At 58.3% G+C, this 16,095-nt stretch carries 12 protein-coding genes; 3 read left to right on the top strand and 9 right to left on the bottom strand.

Features of this window, described 5'->3' with window-relative positions; genetic code table 11:
• Window positions 1-87: 87 nt before the first annotated feature.
• From ACP7CJ_RS26830 to ACP7CJ_RS26815, 4 genes are all read right to left on the bottom strand, one after another.
• The gene (locus ACP7CJ_RS26830) at window positions 88-2,715 is read right to left on the bottom strand and encodes a LuxR C-terminal-related transcriptional regulator (RefSeq protein ID WP_276192852.1); all 2,628 of its coding nucleotides are present in this window, start codon (window positions 2,713-2,715) and stop codon (window positions 88-90) included.
• Window positions 2,716-2,993: 278 nt separating this feature from the next.
• Entirely contained in the window at window positions 2,994-4,256 is a 1,263-nt protein-coding gene (locus ACP7CJ_RS26825; RefSeq protein WP_426102791.1) for an NAD(P)/FAD-dependent oxidoreductase, read from the bottom strand.
• Entirely contained in the window at window positions 4,246-5,193 is a 948-nt protein-coding gene (locus ACP7CJ_RS26820) for a dihydrodipicolinate synthase family protein (protein ID WP_426102789.1), read from the bottom strand. Before ACP7CJ_RS26820 ends, ACP7CJ_RS26825 begins: the two co-directional genes overlap by 11 nt.
• 41 nt (window positions 5,194-5,234) lie before the next feature.
• Entirely contained in the window at window positions 5,235-6,161 is a 927-nt protein-coding gene (locus ACP7CJ_RS26815) for a 4-hydroxyproline epimerase (RefSeq protein WP_426102787.1), read from the bottom strand.
• A gap of 220 nt (window positions 6,162-6,381) precedes the next feature.
• Here ACP7CJ_RS26815 and ACP7CJ_RS26810 point away from each other — a divergent pair, with 220 nt between their 5' ends.
• The 3 genes from ACP7CJ_RS26810 to ACP7CJ_RS26800 all read left to right on the top strand — a co-directional run bounded on the left by ACP7CJ_RS26810 (window position 6,382) and on the right by ACP7CJ_RS26800 (window position 9,874).
• Window positions 6,382-7,149 carry a helix-turn-helix domain-containing protein gene (locus tag ACP7CJ_RS26810; protein ID WP_426102857.1) on the top strand — a complete coding sequence of 256 codons (768 nt, stop codon included), beginning with the start codon at window positions 6,382-6,384 and terminating at the stop codon, window positions 7,147-7,149.
• Between the two features lie 86 nt (window positions 7,150-7,235).
• Window positions 7,236-9,302 (top strand): maltose alpha-D-glucosyltransferase, encoded by a 2,067-nt coding sequence (treS, locus tag ACP7CJ_RS26805; protein WP_276192857.1) that lies wholly within the window; start codon window positions 7,236-7,238, stop codon window positions 9,300-9,302.
• Between the two features lie 113 nt (window positions 9,303-9,415).
• Complete coding sequence (locus ACP7CJ_RS26800; RefSeq protein ID WP_426102785.1) at window positions 9,416-9,874, top strand: hypothetical protein; 459 nt, start codon at window positions 9,416-9,418, stop codon at window positions 9,872-9,874.
• A 50-nt stretch (window positions 9,875-9,924) separates the two neighbouring features.
• On the opposite strand, the gene ACP7CJ_RS26795 is transcribed toward ACP7CJ_RS26800, so the two are convergent.
• The 5 genes from ACP7CJ_RS26795 to ACP7CJ_RS26775 all read right to left on the bottom strand — a co-directional run bounded on the left by ACP7CJ_RS26795 (window position 9,925) and on the right by ACP7CJ_RS26775 (window position 14,857).
• Entirely contained in the window at window positions 9,925-10,179 is a 255-nt protein-coding gene (locus tag ACP7CJ_RS26795) for a helix-hairpin-helix domain-containing protein (RefSeq protein ID WP_426102856.1), read from the bottom strand.
• A 505-nt stretch (window positions 10,180-10,684) separates the two neighbouring features.
• A complete protein-coding gene (locus ACP7CJ_RS26790; RefSeq protein ID WP_247400640.1) occupies window positions 10,685-10,882 on the bottom strand; it encodes a hypothetical protein in 198 nt (65 codons plus the stop codon).
• 469 nt (window positions 10,883-11,351) lie between these two features.
• Window positions 11,352-11,588, bottom strand: coding sequence for a DUF2790 domain-containing protein (locus ACP7CJ_RS26785; protein ID WP_253400390.1), 237 nt, complete (start codon window positions 11,586-11,588; stop codon window positions 11,352-11,354).
• A gap of 1,210 nt (window positions 11,589-12,798) precedes the next feature.
• Window positions 12,799-13,032, bottom strand: a complete 234-nt coding sequence (locus tag ACP7CJ_RS26780; RefSeq protein WP_276192861.1) for a hypothetical protein — start codon at window positions 13,030-13,032, stop codon at window positions 12,799-12,801.
• 892 nt (window positions 13,033-13,924) lie between these two features.
• Window positions 13,925-14,857 carry a cation diffusion facilitator family transporter gene (locus ACP7CJ_RS26775; protein WP_276192862.1) on the bottom strand — a complete coding sequence of 311 codons (933 nt, stop codon included), beginning with the start codon at window positions 14,855-14,857 and terminating at the stop codon, window positions 13,925-13,927.
• Between the last annotated feature and the right edge of the window lie 1,238 nt (window positions 14,858-16,095).

The raw sequence follows: 16,095 nt of genomic DNA, 5'->3' as shown, positions 1-16,095 counted from the left end.
GCGCGGCGCACGGCGGCGACTACACACGGGGCGGGTAGGTGGCAACGATCGGGGCCGATCGACTACCCGCACGGGTAGGTGGGTGGGTCAATGAAAAGGCGTCAGCATCCCCAGGCGCAATGCGGCGGCCATGGCGGCTGTGCGACTGTCCACGCCGAGCTTGGCGAATACATGCTTGAGGTGGAATTTCACGGTGTTTTCAGAAATATCCATGGCCTGGGCAATGGCTTTGTTCGATCGGCCTTCGGCGAGCAGGGCGAGGATCTGTGTCTCTTTGGCGCTGAAGGGCGTGCGTGGGCGAACGGGATGGGCGCGCCATCCGCGCAGGCGGGTGATCACTGTGGAGTGCCTGGAATGGCTGTCGGAGCAGGCTTCCAGGGCGGCGAGTACGCAAGGTCCGGCCTCGAGTAACAGCCCAGGCAGGGCGGCTGCGGGTATCGACGCCAGGGTTGCGTCCAGCGCTACCGCATGACCTTTACCGTGAGCCGCCAGGGTCAGCACTTGCAGGCGCCATGCGGGCAGGCGCAAGCCTTGCGCCTGCAGCACCCCGACCCCGTGTTGCAGGCGATTGAGCGCGGCACCGGACGCACCGGTCGCGAACTGAAGCCGGGCCAATGCCAGCGTAGCCGCCTCCAGGTTACGCCAGTCCTCGGCGTTGTTCGCGGCGTGTTCGAGGTTGGCGGCCAGTGCTTCCTGGCGCGCCTGGGTCAACGACCCGCCTTGCACCAATAAGTCGACTCGCCAGGCGCAGACCAATCGTTCCAGGCGCTGCCAGTTGCGCGCGGTAGCCAGTTGGGCGGCGTGTTCAAGCTCCAGCAGTGCCGGTTGCAGGCCCAGATTTCGCAGGGCGCAGCGCCCCGTCACCTCGGCGGTGGTGGCCGCGATCTCCAGCCAGCCGTCGGTATGTTTGAGTGACGCCCAGCCATCGCGAAACCAGGGCGTCGCCTCGGCCCAGGCACCTTGCCAATACAAGTGCTGCGCCTTGAGGCAGCCCACCAGCGCCCTGACCGAGCTTTCGCTGCCAAACTGACTATCGGCAATGACCAGTGCGTTATCGACCATCTGCGCTGATGCCGAAAGCTGGCCCCCCAAGGCCAGGACCTGCGCCTCGTGGATACGGCAATAGTTCTCGCCCCGCGAGCTGGCGGCCAAGCGCATCTTGATCTGCGCCGAGCGGATGCTTTGCAGGGCTAAAGGCAACTGCCCCTGCCTCAGTGCCTGCAAGGCGTGGACGCACTCCAGCGTACCCTGGGCAAGTACGTCGTCGCCTGCGGTGCCTGCGCAATCGCGCGGTTTGAAGCGATCCATGTAGGCATTCGCGAGCGTGTGGATGACGTGAAAGTCCCGCGCCAGGCGAGGGTCATCCTCGACCCTGCTGTGGGCGAGGTACAGCAATTGCGTGGCGAGCGCGTGATCGCCGAGTTTGGCGTGCAGATAGGCCTGGAGCAGGAGCAAGTCCGGTTCCTCCCGGCGGATTTTCTCGTCGAATAAGCCCAGCAGGCTCTGCGCATAGCGAATGCCTTTGTGCAGCACGACCTCCCAACTGCCGGCGCGCACGACCAGCTCCACCGCCAGTCGGGTATCGCCGGCGCGCAGCGCATAGGTGATTGCCTGTACCCAATCTTTTTCCCCTGCCAGCCACTGGGCCGCGGCGTAGTGGATGTCGCGCGCGATGCTGGCGTCGATGCTTTGGTTGAAAAAATCCTGGAGCAACCGGTGGTGGCGGAACCACTGGCGGTCCGCATCCAGGGGCACCAACAGGGCATCCAGATGGGCCAGTTGCACCAGCCTTTGCGCACTGTCGCTGCGGCCGCGTACAGCGTCCGCCAGCTCCGCGTTGAAGCGCTCCAGCAGGGCCATGTCGCGCAAAAAGTCCTGGCCGTCTTGGGGCAGGCGCTGCACCACTTGCCCGGTCAGGTAGTCGGCCATATCGGCGATACAGCCTGAAAAGGCGCTCAGGCCGTACACCGATGCGTCGCCATTGGCGCACCACAGTCGGGCCAGTTGTACGGCAACCGGCCAACCTTCGGTTTTCGCGTGCAAGTGTTGTTGTTCGGTCGGCGAAACGGCGGGGCCGAGGATTTCGGCGGTTTCGACCTCGGTGAATTTCAGCGCTTGGGCAAACACTTCGTGTACCCAGCCGTTGGCCTTCCACTGCGCCAGCGGCCAGCCTGGGCGGGCGCGGGCGGATACTGCCCATTCGAGCCACGGCGCCGCCTGTTCCAGCAAGGCCTGTACCAGGGCGTCAAGCGCAGCATTTGCCGCTGCGTGATAGTCGTCAAGAAACAGCGTAACCCGGCGGTTTTCCAGGGCGAGCGCGTGGAGAAGGGCGGTGATCGTGCGGTGCGGCTGCACATCCAGCGACTGGGCGTGCGCCAGGCGTGTCAGATGGCCAAGATCAAGCCCCGCTCGATCCAGCGTCAAGATCAGATAGGACAGAAAACGATTCGGGTCGCTGTCGGCCTCATCCAAAGACAACCACGCGACGGTTGCCGATGGCGTGCTCGACAGCAGGGCTTGCCGCCATTGCATCAACAACGTGGTTTTCCCGTACCCGGCGGGCGCGACCAGCAGCACCAGAGGCCCCCTTGTCCGGGCATGCAAGGAAGCCAATAGCGCCTGGCGAGGTAAGGACGTGAGCAGCGTCAACGGCGGCGCCAGTTTGCCAACCCAGCACCATTCACTGACTACAGGGGGAGAAATGTGTTTATTCATGGCTGCGGGCTCATGCAGAAGAAGGCCGCTTGGGGTTGTATCAATTACGTTTTGGCTCAGGGGGGGCGAATAGTTACGTGATGTTTATTCAGTGTATGAAGCCAAGACCTGCGGCGAATTTGGCTGTGAAAAGCCGGCGTGAGAAGGCGGGAGAGGCTGCGCGGAATCCTTGCCACGTCGGCGTTGGTAAGGCGCCGTGCAGCTAATGCGCAACACGCCCTACAACAGTTGTAGGATATTTCTGGATTTTCAGCGCGGCACTTTTGGCGCGAAGCCTCTTAGAACCGCGCCAACCGATACCCCCCCAGTTCGGGCAAGCCCGACAGCAGCGGCCGCTCCGAAGCCAGTTGCACGATGATGTCTGCCGTCACCGCTGCCTGCGTCAACCCCAGATGCTGATGCCCGAACGCTAGCAACACCTTGCCATCTGCGACCCGATCGATAATCGGCAGCGAGTCCGGCAGGGAAGGCCGGAACCCCATCCATGGCGTGGCGTCCTGCGCATTGAGGTCTTGCCGGAACAACCCTTTGCTCAGGCGATGCAGCTGCCAGGCGCGTTGCATATTCGCCGGGCGCTCAAGGCCGGCGAACTCCACGGTGCCGGCCAGGCGCAGCCCGTCGGTCATGGGCGTCATGATGAACTTGCGCTCCAGGGAGGTGACGGCGAAGGGCAGGCGCTGATGTTCGTGGGGTAGCATCAGGTGGTAGCCGCGTTCGGTGTCCAGCGGGACGTGTTTACCCGTCAAGGCGGCGGTGAGTTTCGCCGAGTGCGCTCCGCAGGCGATCAGCACCTGGCGTGCAGCCAGCGGGCCTTGATCGGTGATCAACCTGACGCCCTGGGTGTCGACCTGCCCGTCCAGCACCCTGCGGGTGAGGAATTGCACGCCGCTGGCTTTGGCGGCGTTCACCAGTTCGCACACCACCCGGTACGGGTCGAGAAAGTGCCCGGTGCCTGCAAAGAACAGCCCGCCCTGGATGTGCTCGCTCAACTGCGGCGCGGCGTTGCGTATGGCCTCACTCGACCAGAACGCCACGGGCACACCTTGTTGTTCCATCCGCTGCCGTAACGCGTCGATGGCGCCCCGCGAATCCGCCCGCTCGAACACCAGCAACGAGCCGTCTTCGCGCAGCAGCTCCGGGTGGTCGATGCCTTGCAGCAAACGCTGCCATGCGCCCAGGCTGGCTTCATTCAGCGCACGAATACCGGCGACCGTGCGCCGGTAGCGGGCCGGGCGCAGGTTCAGCAGCAAACGCGCAAACCAGGGCAGGGCGCGGGGCAGGTATTTCCAGTCCAGGCGCAGCGGGCCCATGGGGTCCATCAGCATCGCGGGCAAGCGCTTGAGGATCGATAGATCGGCGATGGGGAATACTTGCTCGGTCGCCAGGTGGCCGGCGTTGCCATAGGAGGCGCCCATGCCGGGTGGCTGCGGGTCGATGACGATGACCTGGCGCCCTTGGCGTGCCAACTGCAAGGCGCAGGCGACGCCGATGATGCCCGCGCCGACCACGGCGATGTCGGCGCTTGGGGTTTCAAGCGACATTCTGTTCAGCCGACCAGTTGGCGTACCACTGGCGGAACAGCGTGTACTGGCTTTCGGTATAACGACGCTGGGCCTCGCTGAGGCTATCGGTTTCGTTGAAGTGCAGGGCGTAGCGGCGCTCACCGTTGAGCACCATCAGGTACTTGTAATACAGCACCAGATCGCAGCCTTCGTCGAAGGACGAGAGCACCGCCAGCGCGGCTTCCAGCTCCAGTGCCTGGCGACGCGCCTTGGCATCGCCCTTGGCGGCTTGCTTGCTCAGCGCTACCAGTTGCAGCACCTCCCGTGGCAGGGCGTTGCCGACGCCGGTGATGGCGCCGGTGGCGTTGCAGTTGACGAAGCCGTGGACCACCTGGGTATCGACGCCGACCATCAGGCTCACGTTATCGTCCTGGGAGGTGATGTATTCGGCGGCGTAGCGCAAGTCGGCGCCACCGCCGAACTCCTTGAAGCCGATCAGGTTCGGGTGTTCGCGGCGCAGTTCGAAGAACAGCTCAGCGCGGGTGGCGAAGCCGTAATACGGGCTGTTGTAGATCACCGCCGGCAGGTTGGGTGCAGCGTCGAGGATCGCTGCGAAGTGGGCCTTTTGCGCGGCGGCCGACGCGCCTCGGGACAGCACGCGGGGAATCACCATCAACCCCTGGGCGCCGACCTTGGCCGCATGCGCCGCGTGGGACACCGCTTCACGGCTGTTGACCGCGCCGGTGCCGACGATGGTCGGTACGCCGGCGGCCGCCAGGCGTGCCACACCTTCCTGGCGCTGGGCTTCGGTGAGCAACGGCCAATCGCCCATCGACCCGCAATACACCACGGCGCTCATGCCGATATCGATCAATTCGCGGCCCTTGGCGACCAGCGCGTCGAAATCCGGTTCGCGCGCGGCGGTACACGGGGTCATCAGCGCGGGGATGCAGCCGGTGAAGATGTTGTCGCTCATGGTACTGACTCCTTGGAATGCTCAGTCAAATAGCGCAGGGCTCAGATGCCCCAGGCGAAAGGGTCCTGCTCATCGATCAGCAGGGTGCTGTCGGCGGTCATGTAGGCGCGGCCGGTGATGAACGGGCGCACGCGTTCGCCGTCCCATTCATAGCGGCCTTCGAACTGGCTGCCCGTGATGCTGGCTTGTACCCAGGTTTCACCCGGCGCGAGTTGTTTGTCGGCGGCCAGGCAGGCGAGCTTGGCGCTGGTGCCGGTGCCGCAGGGCGAGCGGTCGTAGGCTTTACCTGGGCACATGACAAAGTTGCGGCTGTCGGCGTGGTCGTCGTCGGCAAACAACTCGATGTGGTCGATCAGGGCGCCGTGTTCACCCTGGATGCCCTGGGTTTCGAGGGCCTTGAGCAGCGCCCAGGTGTAGTCGGTCAGGGCGTCGACGTTGTCCATCTGCAGCGCCTGGCCGTGCTCCGAGACCAGGAAGAACCAGTTGCCGCCCCAGGCGATATCGCCATGCACCACGCCATGGCCTGGCATTTCCACCGCTACCCGTTGGCGAAAGCGGTAGGCGGGCACGTTGCACAAGGTCACGGCGCCGTCCTCGTGCAGCGTCGCCGCCACCGGCCCGACCGGGGTGTCGAGGGTATGCACGCCGGGCGCAATGCGCCCTAAATGGTGCAGCGATGCAACCAGGCCGATCGTGCCGTGGCCGCACATACCGAGGTAGCCCGCGTTGTTGAAGAAGATCACGCCGCATAGGGCGCCTGGGGTGACCGGCGCGCAATACAACGCGCCCACCAGCACATCGTTGCCCCGTGGTTCCAGCAGGCAGGCGCGGCGCCACTGGTCGTGGTGGGTGCGCAGGCTGTCGAGTTGCGCGGCGATGCTGGTGCCGCTCAGCGCGGGGAATCCATCCATCACCAGGCGCGTGGGTTCGCCGCCGGTGTGAGAGTCGATGACGTGCAGTCGTTTCATAACACGCTCCATTCAGGGCTGCGCCTGGCGCAGCGGGCGCCTTCCTGTGAGTGACGGGATAGGCAGGCAGTGGCGCTATCGTGAACGCATCGGCGTGGCGGACGATTGATGTTTTGCGCCGTGTCGGATGACGAATTCAGCACAGTTTTGCGCGCTCGACAGCGTCCTGTGCATGCGGCAATCTGCTGGACGTCGAGGCGCAAAGTGGAGGGCCGAAGTGATGTTGCAGAGCGCGTTTGCAGCCCTGTGCCAAGGGAGTGAGGCGAATCGCCCGCAGAGCATCGAGCAGTTGTTGGGCGGCGTCATGCAACTGTTGCCGATGCTGGACGTGATCCCCAATGCGGCGATCTTCATCAAGGATCTCGACGCCCGTTATGTGCTCGCCAACCGCACCTTGGTGCAGCGTTGCGGGCTCAAGCAACTAGAACCGCTGCTGGGCAAAACCAGCGCCGAGGTGTTCCCCGCGCAACTGGGGCCGGGTTATACCGAACAGGATCGGCGGGTGCTCCAGCAGGGGTTTGTCCTGGCGGATCAGCTCGAATTGCATCTGTATGGCAGCCGCGAACCGGGCTGGTGCCTGACCCACAAGTGGCCGCTGTACAACCATGTCGACCAGATCATCGGCCTGGCCGGTATCTCGGTCGACCTGCAATCAGCCAGCCAAACCCACCCGGCCTACCAACGCCTGGCCGCTGTGGACGAGCACATTCGCGCGCACTTCAACCGCCGCGTCACCTTGGGCGAACTGACACGGATCGCTGGGATTTCCGTGGCGCAACTGGAGCGCTACTGCAAGCGCGTGTTCCACCTGACGCCGCGACAGATGATCCAGAAAGCGCGCCTGGAACAGGCTCACCGCTTGCTGCACGGCGACCTGCCAATCACCGACGTGGCGCTGCAGTGCGGTTATACCGACCACAGTGCGTTTACCCGCCAGTTCAAGGCGTCGACGGGGTTTACGCCCCGGCAGTACCGCCAGTTGGGCTAGTCGCCGGCATTGCGATGCAACGAATAGCCCCGGTCGTCGCTCCTATGCTTACGAGTAACCTTTTCACGACCACAGGTAATGGGCTTATGACGGCGGCGGACAACGATCATGTGAACTGGCTGGTGCAACAGTCGATGCTGCACGCGGCGCGGCAACGGGCCAAGCTCTATTCGGGGCAAGGCCGCCTGTGGCAACAGCCGTATGCGCACACCCGGCCGCGTGATGCGTCAGCCTTGTCGTCGGTGTGGTTTACCGCGTACCCGGCGTCGATTGTCACGCGTGAGAATGGCACGGTGCTGGAGGCGCTGGGCGATGAAAGCCTGTGGCATGCCTTGTCGAAGATCGGTATCCAGGGCATTCACAACGGCCCGCTGAAAAAGTCCGGCGGCCTGGCCGGGACGGAACACACGCCGACCATCGATGGCAATTTCGACCGCATCAGCTTCGACATCGACCCGCAGTTGGGCACCGAGGCGCAGTTGCAGGCACTGACGCGCATGGCGGCCGCCCATAACGCGGTGATCATCGATGATGTGATCCCGTCGCACACGGGCAAGGGCGCGGATTTCCGCCTGGCCGAGATGGCTTACGAGGATTACCCAGGGCTCTACCATATGGTGGAAATCCGCGAGGAAGACTGGCCGTTGCTGCCGGAGGTCGCCGACGGGCGCGATGCGCAGAACCTCAGCCCGCTGCAGGTGGATGCGCTACGCGATAAACACTACATCGTCGGTCAGTTGCAGCGGGTGATTTTCTTCGAGCCTGGCGTGAAGGAAACCGACTGGAGCACCACGCCCGTGGTCATGGGTGTCGACGGCAAGCCGCGGCGCTGGGTCTACCTGCATTACTTCAAGGAGGGCCAACCGTCGCTCAACTGGCTCGATCCATCCTTCGCCGCGCAGCAGATGATCATTGGCGATGCGCTGCACGCGATCGATGTCATGGGCGCGAAGATCCTGCGCCTGGACGCCAACGGTTTCCTCGGTGTCGAGCGCAAGCTCGACGGCACGGCCTGGTCGGAAAGCCATCCGCTGTCGATCACCGGTAATCAGTTGCTCGGCGGCGCGATTCGCAAGGCCGGCGGTTTCAGCTTCCAGGAACTGAACCTGACCGTGGACGATATCGCCTCGATGTCCCACGGCGGTGCTGATCTCTCCTACGACTTCATCACCCGGCCGGCGTACCAGCATGCGTTGTTGATGGGCGATACCGAGTTCCTGCGCTTGATGCTGCGCCAGATGCACACCCTCGGCATCGACCCCGGCTCGCTGATCCATGCCTTGCAAAACCATGATGAGCTGACCCTGGAACTGGTGCATTTCTGGACCCTACATGCCCATGACAGCTTCCTCTACCAGGGGCAGACCTTTCCCGGCAACATCCTGCGCGAGCATATCCGTGAGCAGATGTACGAGCGCCTGGCCGGCGAACATGCACCGTATAACCTCAAGTTCGTCACCAATGGCGTGTCCTGCACCACCGCCAGCATCATCACGGCAGCCCTCGGCATTCGTGACCTGGAGGCGATCACGCCGGCTGATATCGAGCAGATTCGCCAGATCCATTTGCTCTTGGTGATGTACAACGCCATGCAACCCGGCGTGTTCGCCTTGTCCGGCTGGGACCTGGTCGGTGCATTGCCGTTGGCGGCGGATGAGGTCGCGCACCTGATGGCTGATGGCGATACCCGCTGGATTCACCGGGGTGCCTACGACCTGGTGGACCTGAACCCGCAGGCCGAGCTATCCGCTGGGCAGATGCCACGTTCGAAAAGCCTGTACGGCAGCCTCAACAGCCAATTGCAGGACCCCGACTCGTTTGCTTCCCAATTGCAGAAAATCCTCGCCGTGCGCCGTGCCTATGATATCGCCGCCAGTCGCCAAATCCTGGTGCCGGACGTCGAACATCCTGGCTTGCTGATCATGGTCCACGAACTGCCGGCCGGCAAAGGCACGCAAATCACCGCGCTGAACTTCGGTAGCACGCCGCTCACCGAAACCTTGCACCTGCCCAATATCGCGCCGGGACCGGTGGTGGACATCATCAATGAACGGGTCGAGGGCGACCTGACGGAGGAGGGGGAATTCACCATTACGCTGGATGCGTATGAAGGGCTGGCGTTGCGGGTGGTCAGCAGTTCGCCAATGCTTTAGCGCAGATCAAGTGATGACTGCCACCGACACGTCAAACTGGTTCGGTGCAGGTTGCCACGCGGGTTGAGGGCAACCCGGCACGACGCTAATCCAGCCATAAAAGGAACCGGACCATGTTGTTTGATGCATATGCTGAAGAGTCGCTGAACGGTATCGGTCATGTCGTCCAGGACATCGAGGACGTTGCGCAGTACACCGAAGGGTTGCGAGCACGTCTTTCTGAACTCTTTGCGTCTACGCACAGCCGTTTTGGCGCGAGCTTTTCCGTTCCGCCAGAGGGTTACTTCCAGGTTGAAGGCCACTTCGGTTTGGTCAGAGCGAATCTGCTCTATGCCAATGAGGGCAGCGGCACCTTTGGTCGCGTGGTGCTTCGCAAGCACACGCTGGACGAGCAGGGAAGAGACGCCTGGCCGGAAATCTGGGCGTTTCGGATTCTGAAGGATGGCGATGTCTGGGAGAGTGACAGCGGCCCGGCGCTCTACAACGAGAGGAATACGCCAAACGAGCAGACGTGCGTCGCCGTTCGGCGTCTCGTCGAATCAATCGTGCTGTCTGCAATGAAACCACGCTAGATCCGCCAGGCAGTCAACAAGCAGCCCCTGCGGGAGGCGATTGAACGCGCTTACCCGTGAGGGTTGCGTGCGCGCTCGTTTCTCGCAAGTGCCACGGCCGCAGTGATTGCGGCGCGGGCTTGAGGGCTGTTCTTCCAGCATGTCGAGCCTAATGCCGCAGAGGCCTGGGCCAGGATGTCTGCCACGTGTGATTGGCTGAGAGCGTCCAGCGATTCGATGCCCATCTGTTCAAGCCGGGTAATCACTGTGGGGCCTACGTCCTTGAGTGCGAGCAACGCAGTTCGTTCTTCCAATGAGAATGGTATTGGTAAATTCCTTTTTCCAAGAGCCCCGGAGTGTGCCGGATGCCGGGGAGTGTTTCAATAAACCGAAGTTGATTCGGTACATCGCACTACCTGGCTGTCGACACGTGGGTTTGCTGTTTTTTGAATGCTAAAGGGCCATATAAAGAGCGCTACATTTTTGACATATAAATGTAACGCGATTAAAAAATAAAATAGCTGACTTTTGAGTCAGTCTACAAAAACGGGGCCATATTAAAAGTAGGGAAAATAGTTTCCCTCTTAAAATAGGTGATCCCATTGGAATATACATATCCAAACGAGTTACACGGAAATGCCAGCGTGAAAGCGGTGCTCGTGACCGATAACAAAGTCATTAGTACATCCGAGTATATTGAGATTTTCTTAATAACCAGGGGCTATGACACGACGCCTGAAAATAGGCTCAGGGTCGCGGAAAGCCTGGCTCGCGTTCCTGCGCGTGAGCGCCATTCCTCCTCTGAGCTGGACCACTGGCTTGATTGTCACTTCAAAAGCTGACTGCCGCTTTCGCAGGGTATTTAACGTAAGCGTGATAATCAAAGGGTAATGCCAGGTGATTATGCAGACTGATTACGAGATACATTACATTAAGCGTGGCCACAAAAACGTCAGAAGAGTCAGGGCCAAACACATGATGGAGGTTGATGCGTGGAAAGTTGCCATTATTGCGGAGGGCGTCAGCCATGAAGAGACTCTCCCCTTAGTTTGTTTGGCACAGGTTAAAGCCCTGGCGGCTAGGTACGATGTAAGCTCAGTCAGGTGGAACAAAGCGATACATGTAAAGAACCTGGAAACGGTCATGTCGAATAGAGGCATAACGCGGGAGGATACGGGCGAGCGTACCTTGGATCTGTTGGTTCAACCCCAGGACAACGTCACACCCGATCAATCAGACTGACAGCACGCAACCGAGTGCTGCTCGACTCGAAAAGGCCTGGACGTGTTCCAGGCTTTTTCATCGAGCAGAGCCGCTTCATTATTTGGCATTCCTTTGCGTGATCTGGTTTTGTTGAGCCACAAAAAAACCCGCACTTGGCGGGGTCTACCTGCATCACCGATGCAGGGGGCGCAAATGATGCTGGGAACTTCCCCCAGCTTGCCCCCGTGGGGCGTTTTAACAAACCTGCCATCAAGCAGGCTTTGTTGGGACTCGGTCAGCTGTTGGAACAACCGTTACCCATCACACTGTATTGCATGACGTGTTCATGGCCTTGGTGGTCCAGGTAAGTCATCTGGACAGGCACTACCGCACAGACATTGTCAGGGATAGAGTCCACGTGAATCACTTTGGCGATGTCGAGGTGCGAGCTGTAGCTGTACTGCTCGACGGCCGGTTGATCGGCAAACGCCATCTGGCTGCCCAGCATTACAAAAGAAGCAGCAATCAACATTTTAAACAGTTTCATTTTTTCAGTGTCCCAACGATGCAAACGATTTACGTCTTCAGTCGGAGTACATATGGCCGAAGGCTCTACGAGGCGCGGGAGGGTGGTTTGCTTGGACCCTGTGGATTGGCGCTTCGTCGCTTTGTTTGGAAGCTGGGTCTAGTTTATGCCGTTGGCGATTTTGATAAATCCCAAAGCCTGGAAATGATTGTTGTTGAAAAGGTAATAATGCAGCGTGGCGTCAGGGAAGCATCCCTGCCAACGACGTCCGGGCTTTGCTTCTGCGGGCAGGTAACGCGAACGTGCGGTTGTTTAGTGCCGGGAGAAAAGCATGGGGTTGGTCGGCTGGACGCCGTGGCTGGGGAGGTGCGGAGCAAGGTCAGAAATGGTGGTGCAGAAAAGATAAGGGGCGCATCAGATTCCCCGGCAAGCTCTTGATCTCTACGGTGCGAAGCCAGAATCGCACGGGCATTAGCAATAGCAGCGACAGCGAGCATCGAGTGCTTAGCTTGCGTCGGGACTTAGATGGGTGAAGAAACTGCAGCCAGTTAACCAGGTAAACAAGCTCAAAGTCTCTTCGAGGCCCGGCGCGTCAAACAACATGGGCCGTGAGTCCAGATGGTCATTCAGATGAGTGCTTGCCGGGCGCTTTGAATGCCTAAAATGCACGCATAAGGGTACTTAATTAAAGTAATTCTGGTTGGTTTGGACGAGTGGCCATTAATCTTACATACAAGACTGATTTTTTATGTATAAAGGTGGCGCTTTTACTGGTTTTGCTCATGCTCGACGAAGGCAAGCTCTTTCGCCGATGTCATGCTGTTTTTTCGGGATCTATCCGTGATAGTGCGAATGATATCTGATCCTTTGTTCTACGCGTTACTCAACGTAGCGTGGAGCTTGAAACACTCGAAGATCTTAGCTGGTTCGCCCTGGCGCAATAGCAGCTTAGGAAATAGGGGCGGCCCTAATCTTTTTGCTTTGCGTGAAAGAAGAAATAGTCAAAAAAAGGATTTTGATCATGGGACTTAGATGGACTACGGTTACGGTACTACTGGTTGTTTGCTGGATGCTGTTTTTGGCGCTTCTTATATGCAAGCCCTTCATGAGAATCTGAGCATGGCTCTATTTGGTCGATTATCGCGGGCAAACATTTTTAATGCGTCTCTCAAATCGATTGCTTGATGCCGGTAGCCGCCGACCTCCCTGGTACGGCCTATGGAGAGGGCTGCCGTTTTGATAGCAGACTCACTCCCGCAAGACTCGCTTTGCAGGCATAATCAGGTAACGGCTTGCCGAGCCAACTCACGCAGAATTCATCCACTTCCACCCATGTGTCCGCAGGCGATTGTTGGCATCGAATGAGCTCTGAGCAGACGCCGTTTTGATCAACTTTGACGAAGCTGCGGAATTTAGAGGGCGTGACGAAAAATAGCTTAAGCCACAGCATGATGATCTCCTTATTGGTAGCTATATAGGTATAGCTTTATTTCAGGCTGAGGCCATTGGATTCTGGGTTTTTACCGCACATTTCGCTTTTATGTTCCTAGTATATCGGGCGCTGTTAGGCGCGCCTTATGTTGGCCCGGTCACGTCGAATGTTGGTCTAAAAACTGTATTGCAGTTCGATAAAAATGACAGGCTTTTATGGGCAAACGACCGGATCGCAAGCTCGATGCACTCATGGCGAGTCACTGTGCTGATCATTGCGGCGATCTGCTCGGATATGGGCAACTTGGCAATCCTCTAATTGATGACATCGCATCGAGGGGGCCGTGATTAGTCCAGCCATTAGGTCCATTTGAGGGTCTAGAAAGCGTAGCAGTGGCCAAGTAGACGGCCCGCGCACGGGCCTAATGGACATCCCTCAAAGACGCAGAGGGGGTTGCTTCCCCCTCCTATCTCTACTGAGCGTTACGCCGTCGTGTTGACTCGCGTGCCTATTGATCCTGAGGTTGCTTTGGTCTGTTCGACTTCGCCCGGCGTGCTACCGTCATGATCGCCGTCGCTGTCTGCCTGCACGGCTGGCCGGACTTGGGGTTTGAATGCTGCAGGTTGCGGTTGTGTGATGTGTGTCGAACCCGTAATTGCCGATGTCATGTGAATCCCCTTAAGAATCGCTAGTTTGAGTTAATACTATCGGCATATTGTTTCAATGTTTAGCCACTTTAGTTAAGCACCTCATGAATAAAAATAATTGAGAGCGTTTCCTGGTCTTAAGTTTGGTTCGGCACGCTAGCGCTCAAGTTGTAGGTGAAAAATGTGTGATAATTTTGTGATGGTTTACGAGTTGCTTTTGCACTATCTATCTTGGCGCGTCGCGCTACAGGCGCCGCGCCGGGTTAATGATCAAGGTCAGGGCGGTGCCAGGGATCTACGTGCGTCATAAGATTCAAAACGCGATGTATCCGCATCACCTCTTCCCTTGCTGAAACCGCAATAGCATGACCTTGTGCAACGGTAATTGAGGCATCTACTTCGATATGAGCGTCGACGATGATCATGTCACCCATTTTTCGAGTTCGTAGATCATGCACCCCTTTAATTCCAGGTATGTTTTCGAGCGTGTTGCGAATGGTTTCTACTTCCTGCTCATCGGCAGAGCGGTCCATCAGGTCATGTAATGAATCCCAAGTGAAGGTCCAACCCATCTTGGCGATCATGCCTCCGACCACCAGCGCAGCAATGGGGTCAAGAATCGGGTAGCCCGCCAGATTACCAACGATGCCTATGCCGACAACCAAGGAGGACGCCGCGTCGGATCTTGCGTGCCAGGCATTGGCAACCAACAAACTAGACTTAACTTTTTTGGCGACCCTCAGCATAAAGCGAAACAACAACTCCTTGGCTACCAGCGCTGCAATGGCAACCCACAAGGCGGCAACGTGTACCGTTGGAATCGACTCAGGGGTTTCAAGCTTGAACACCGCAGATCCGATCATGCCGACACCCACGATCAGCAATAGTATTCCCAATACCATGGATGCGGCAGTCTCGAAACGCAGATGCCCATAAGGATGACCTTCGTCAGCATCCTCTTTGCTTTTGTGGCTGGCGAATAGCACTACGAAATCAGCGATCAGGTCTGATAGCGAGTGAATACCATCGGCTACAAGCCCCTGGGATTTTGACATCACGCCCACTGCAATTTGTGTGAATGAGAGCGCAATATTGACGATGACGCTCATCCATGTGCATCGGGAGGCTGCCGATGCGCGGGCGGCTTGACTATATCCCTCGTCTTCAGAGTCTTCAGCTATTTGTTCATGATTCATATTTGTTTCTCTAATTGAAATTGATACTCGTCTCGCGCTGCGAGCAAGGTCAGTACTCACTAATAGCTGAGCTTTTTATCGGGCGTGAAGCGTAAGGGGTGTGCCTCAATTAAAGCAAGGAGTCGTGCGTTCTAAAAAGTGTGTAAGTACCGATTTTAGGGTTGCCTGGAATGATGTAAATGCTAATGTTTCGCGTAACTAAGATTTTAGGTTGGCTACAGAGTTAGTGAGTCAAAGCGGGATGCTTCTCAGCGGGTATAAAAGAAAGGTCGACGGGCGCAGAGGCATCGCGTCTATATCAATGACTCAAGCGGTCAGGTGCAAAAACATTCACAAAAAATAATGTTGCGGTACTTAAACATTGACGTGTGAGTACTGTATTTGTGGGCCCGTTATAAGCCTTGCGCTACAAACACCAGGTGTGAGCTGGTTAGCGTCGTTTTTGAGCGAGGGCATCAGGTCTGAGTTCGGCATCGATGTTCCTCAGAGGTGACCACCGGCGTTCTCCCCGATCACCTCAAGTGCGCCTCGGACGTTTTGGCCGGCATTCGTGTGGCCTTGGCTTTCGACGAGCAGCGTCAACTCCATCAGCGCAGCCTCTGTAGATCGCGACCGTTGGCATGCACCCCATATGAAAATTTTCTAAACGAGTGACGTCGCGCCTGTGAATGATCTCTAATTCGAATGGTTGATGGCATAATGCCATGAGCGCTGGTCGAACGTGACGTCGTTGAACGTTTTTTGAGACCTCAGGTTCCATTTCTCAGACATGATCAGGTGATCTGTAATGCGTCGTTCAGCTGTAAACGCCTGGAGGGACCTTCTATACCAGGTTGTAAACGAACAGGACGTTGAGGACAAGTATTTCAAGTTGCTTAGTGGGGCCGACCGCATGAAGAACGCCGGTCTCATCAATGAGGATGAATGGCGGAAGCTTGTTCGTAAGGCGGGCGAATTTCTTGCAAACACTGTTGAATAAGAAATACGGCTGCTGGCAGAAACAATATGCCCGGCGCTGGGCCGGGTTATCTGTTGACTCGGGCGAGGGAGTATTTTGGGGAGGGCATTGAGTGGTCTCCGCTAACGCTAAAGCGTATCGACAGCATAGTAGCAGGCAAAAAAAAGGTTCTTCACGGAATCTCGGGAAACACAGAAACAAGAACGCCGATTTGGTTGATGATGTTCGTGCGAGCAAACACATCTAACAAACCGGCGTTCTTATGCGAGATATTAATACT

The sequence above is a fragment of the Pseudomonas sp. PSPC3-2 genome, from assembly GCF_049897085.1.
Lineage (GTDB): Bacteria > Pseudomonadota > Gammaproteobacteria > Pseudomonadales > Pseudomonadaceae > Aquipseudomonas > Aquipseudomonas paraveronii.
The sequence above is the reverse complement of the archived record's forward strand: the minus strand, read 5'-3'. Positions and strand labels throughout refer to the sequence as shown.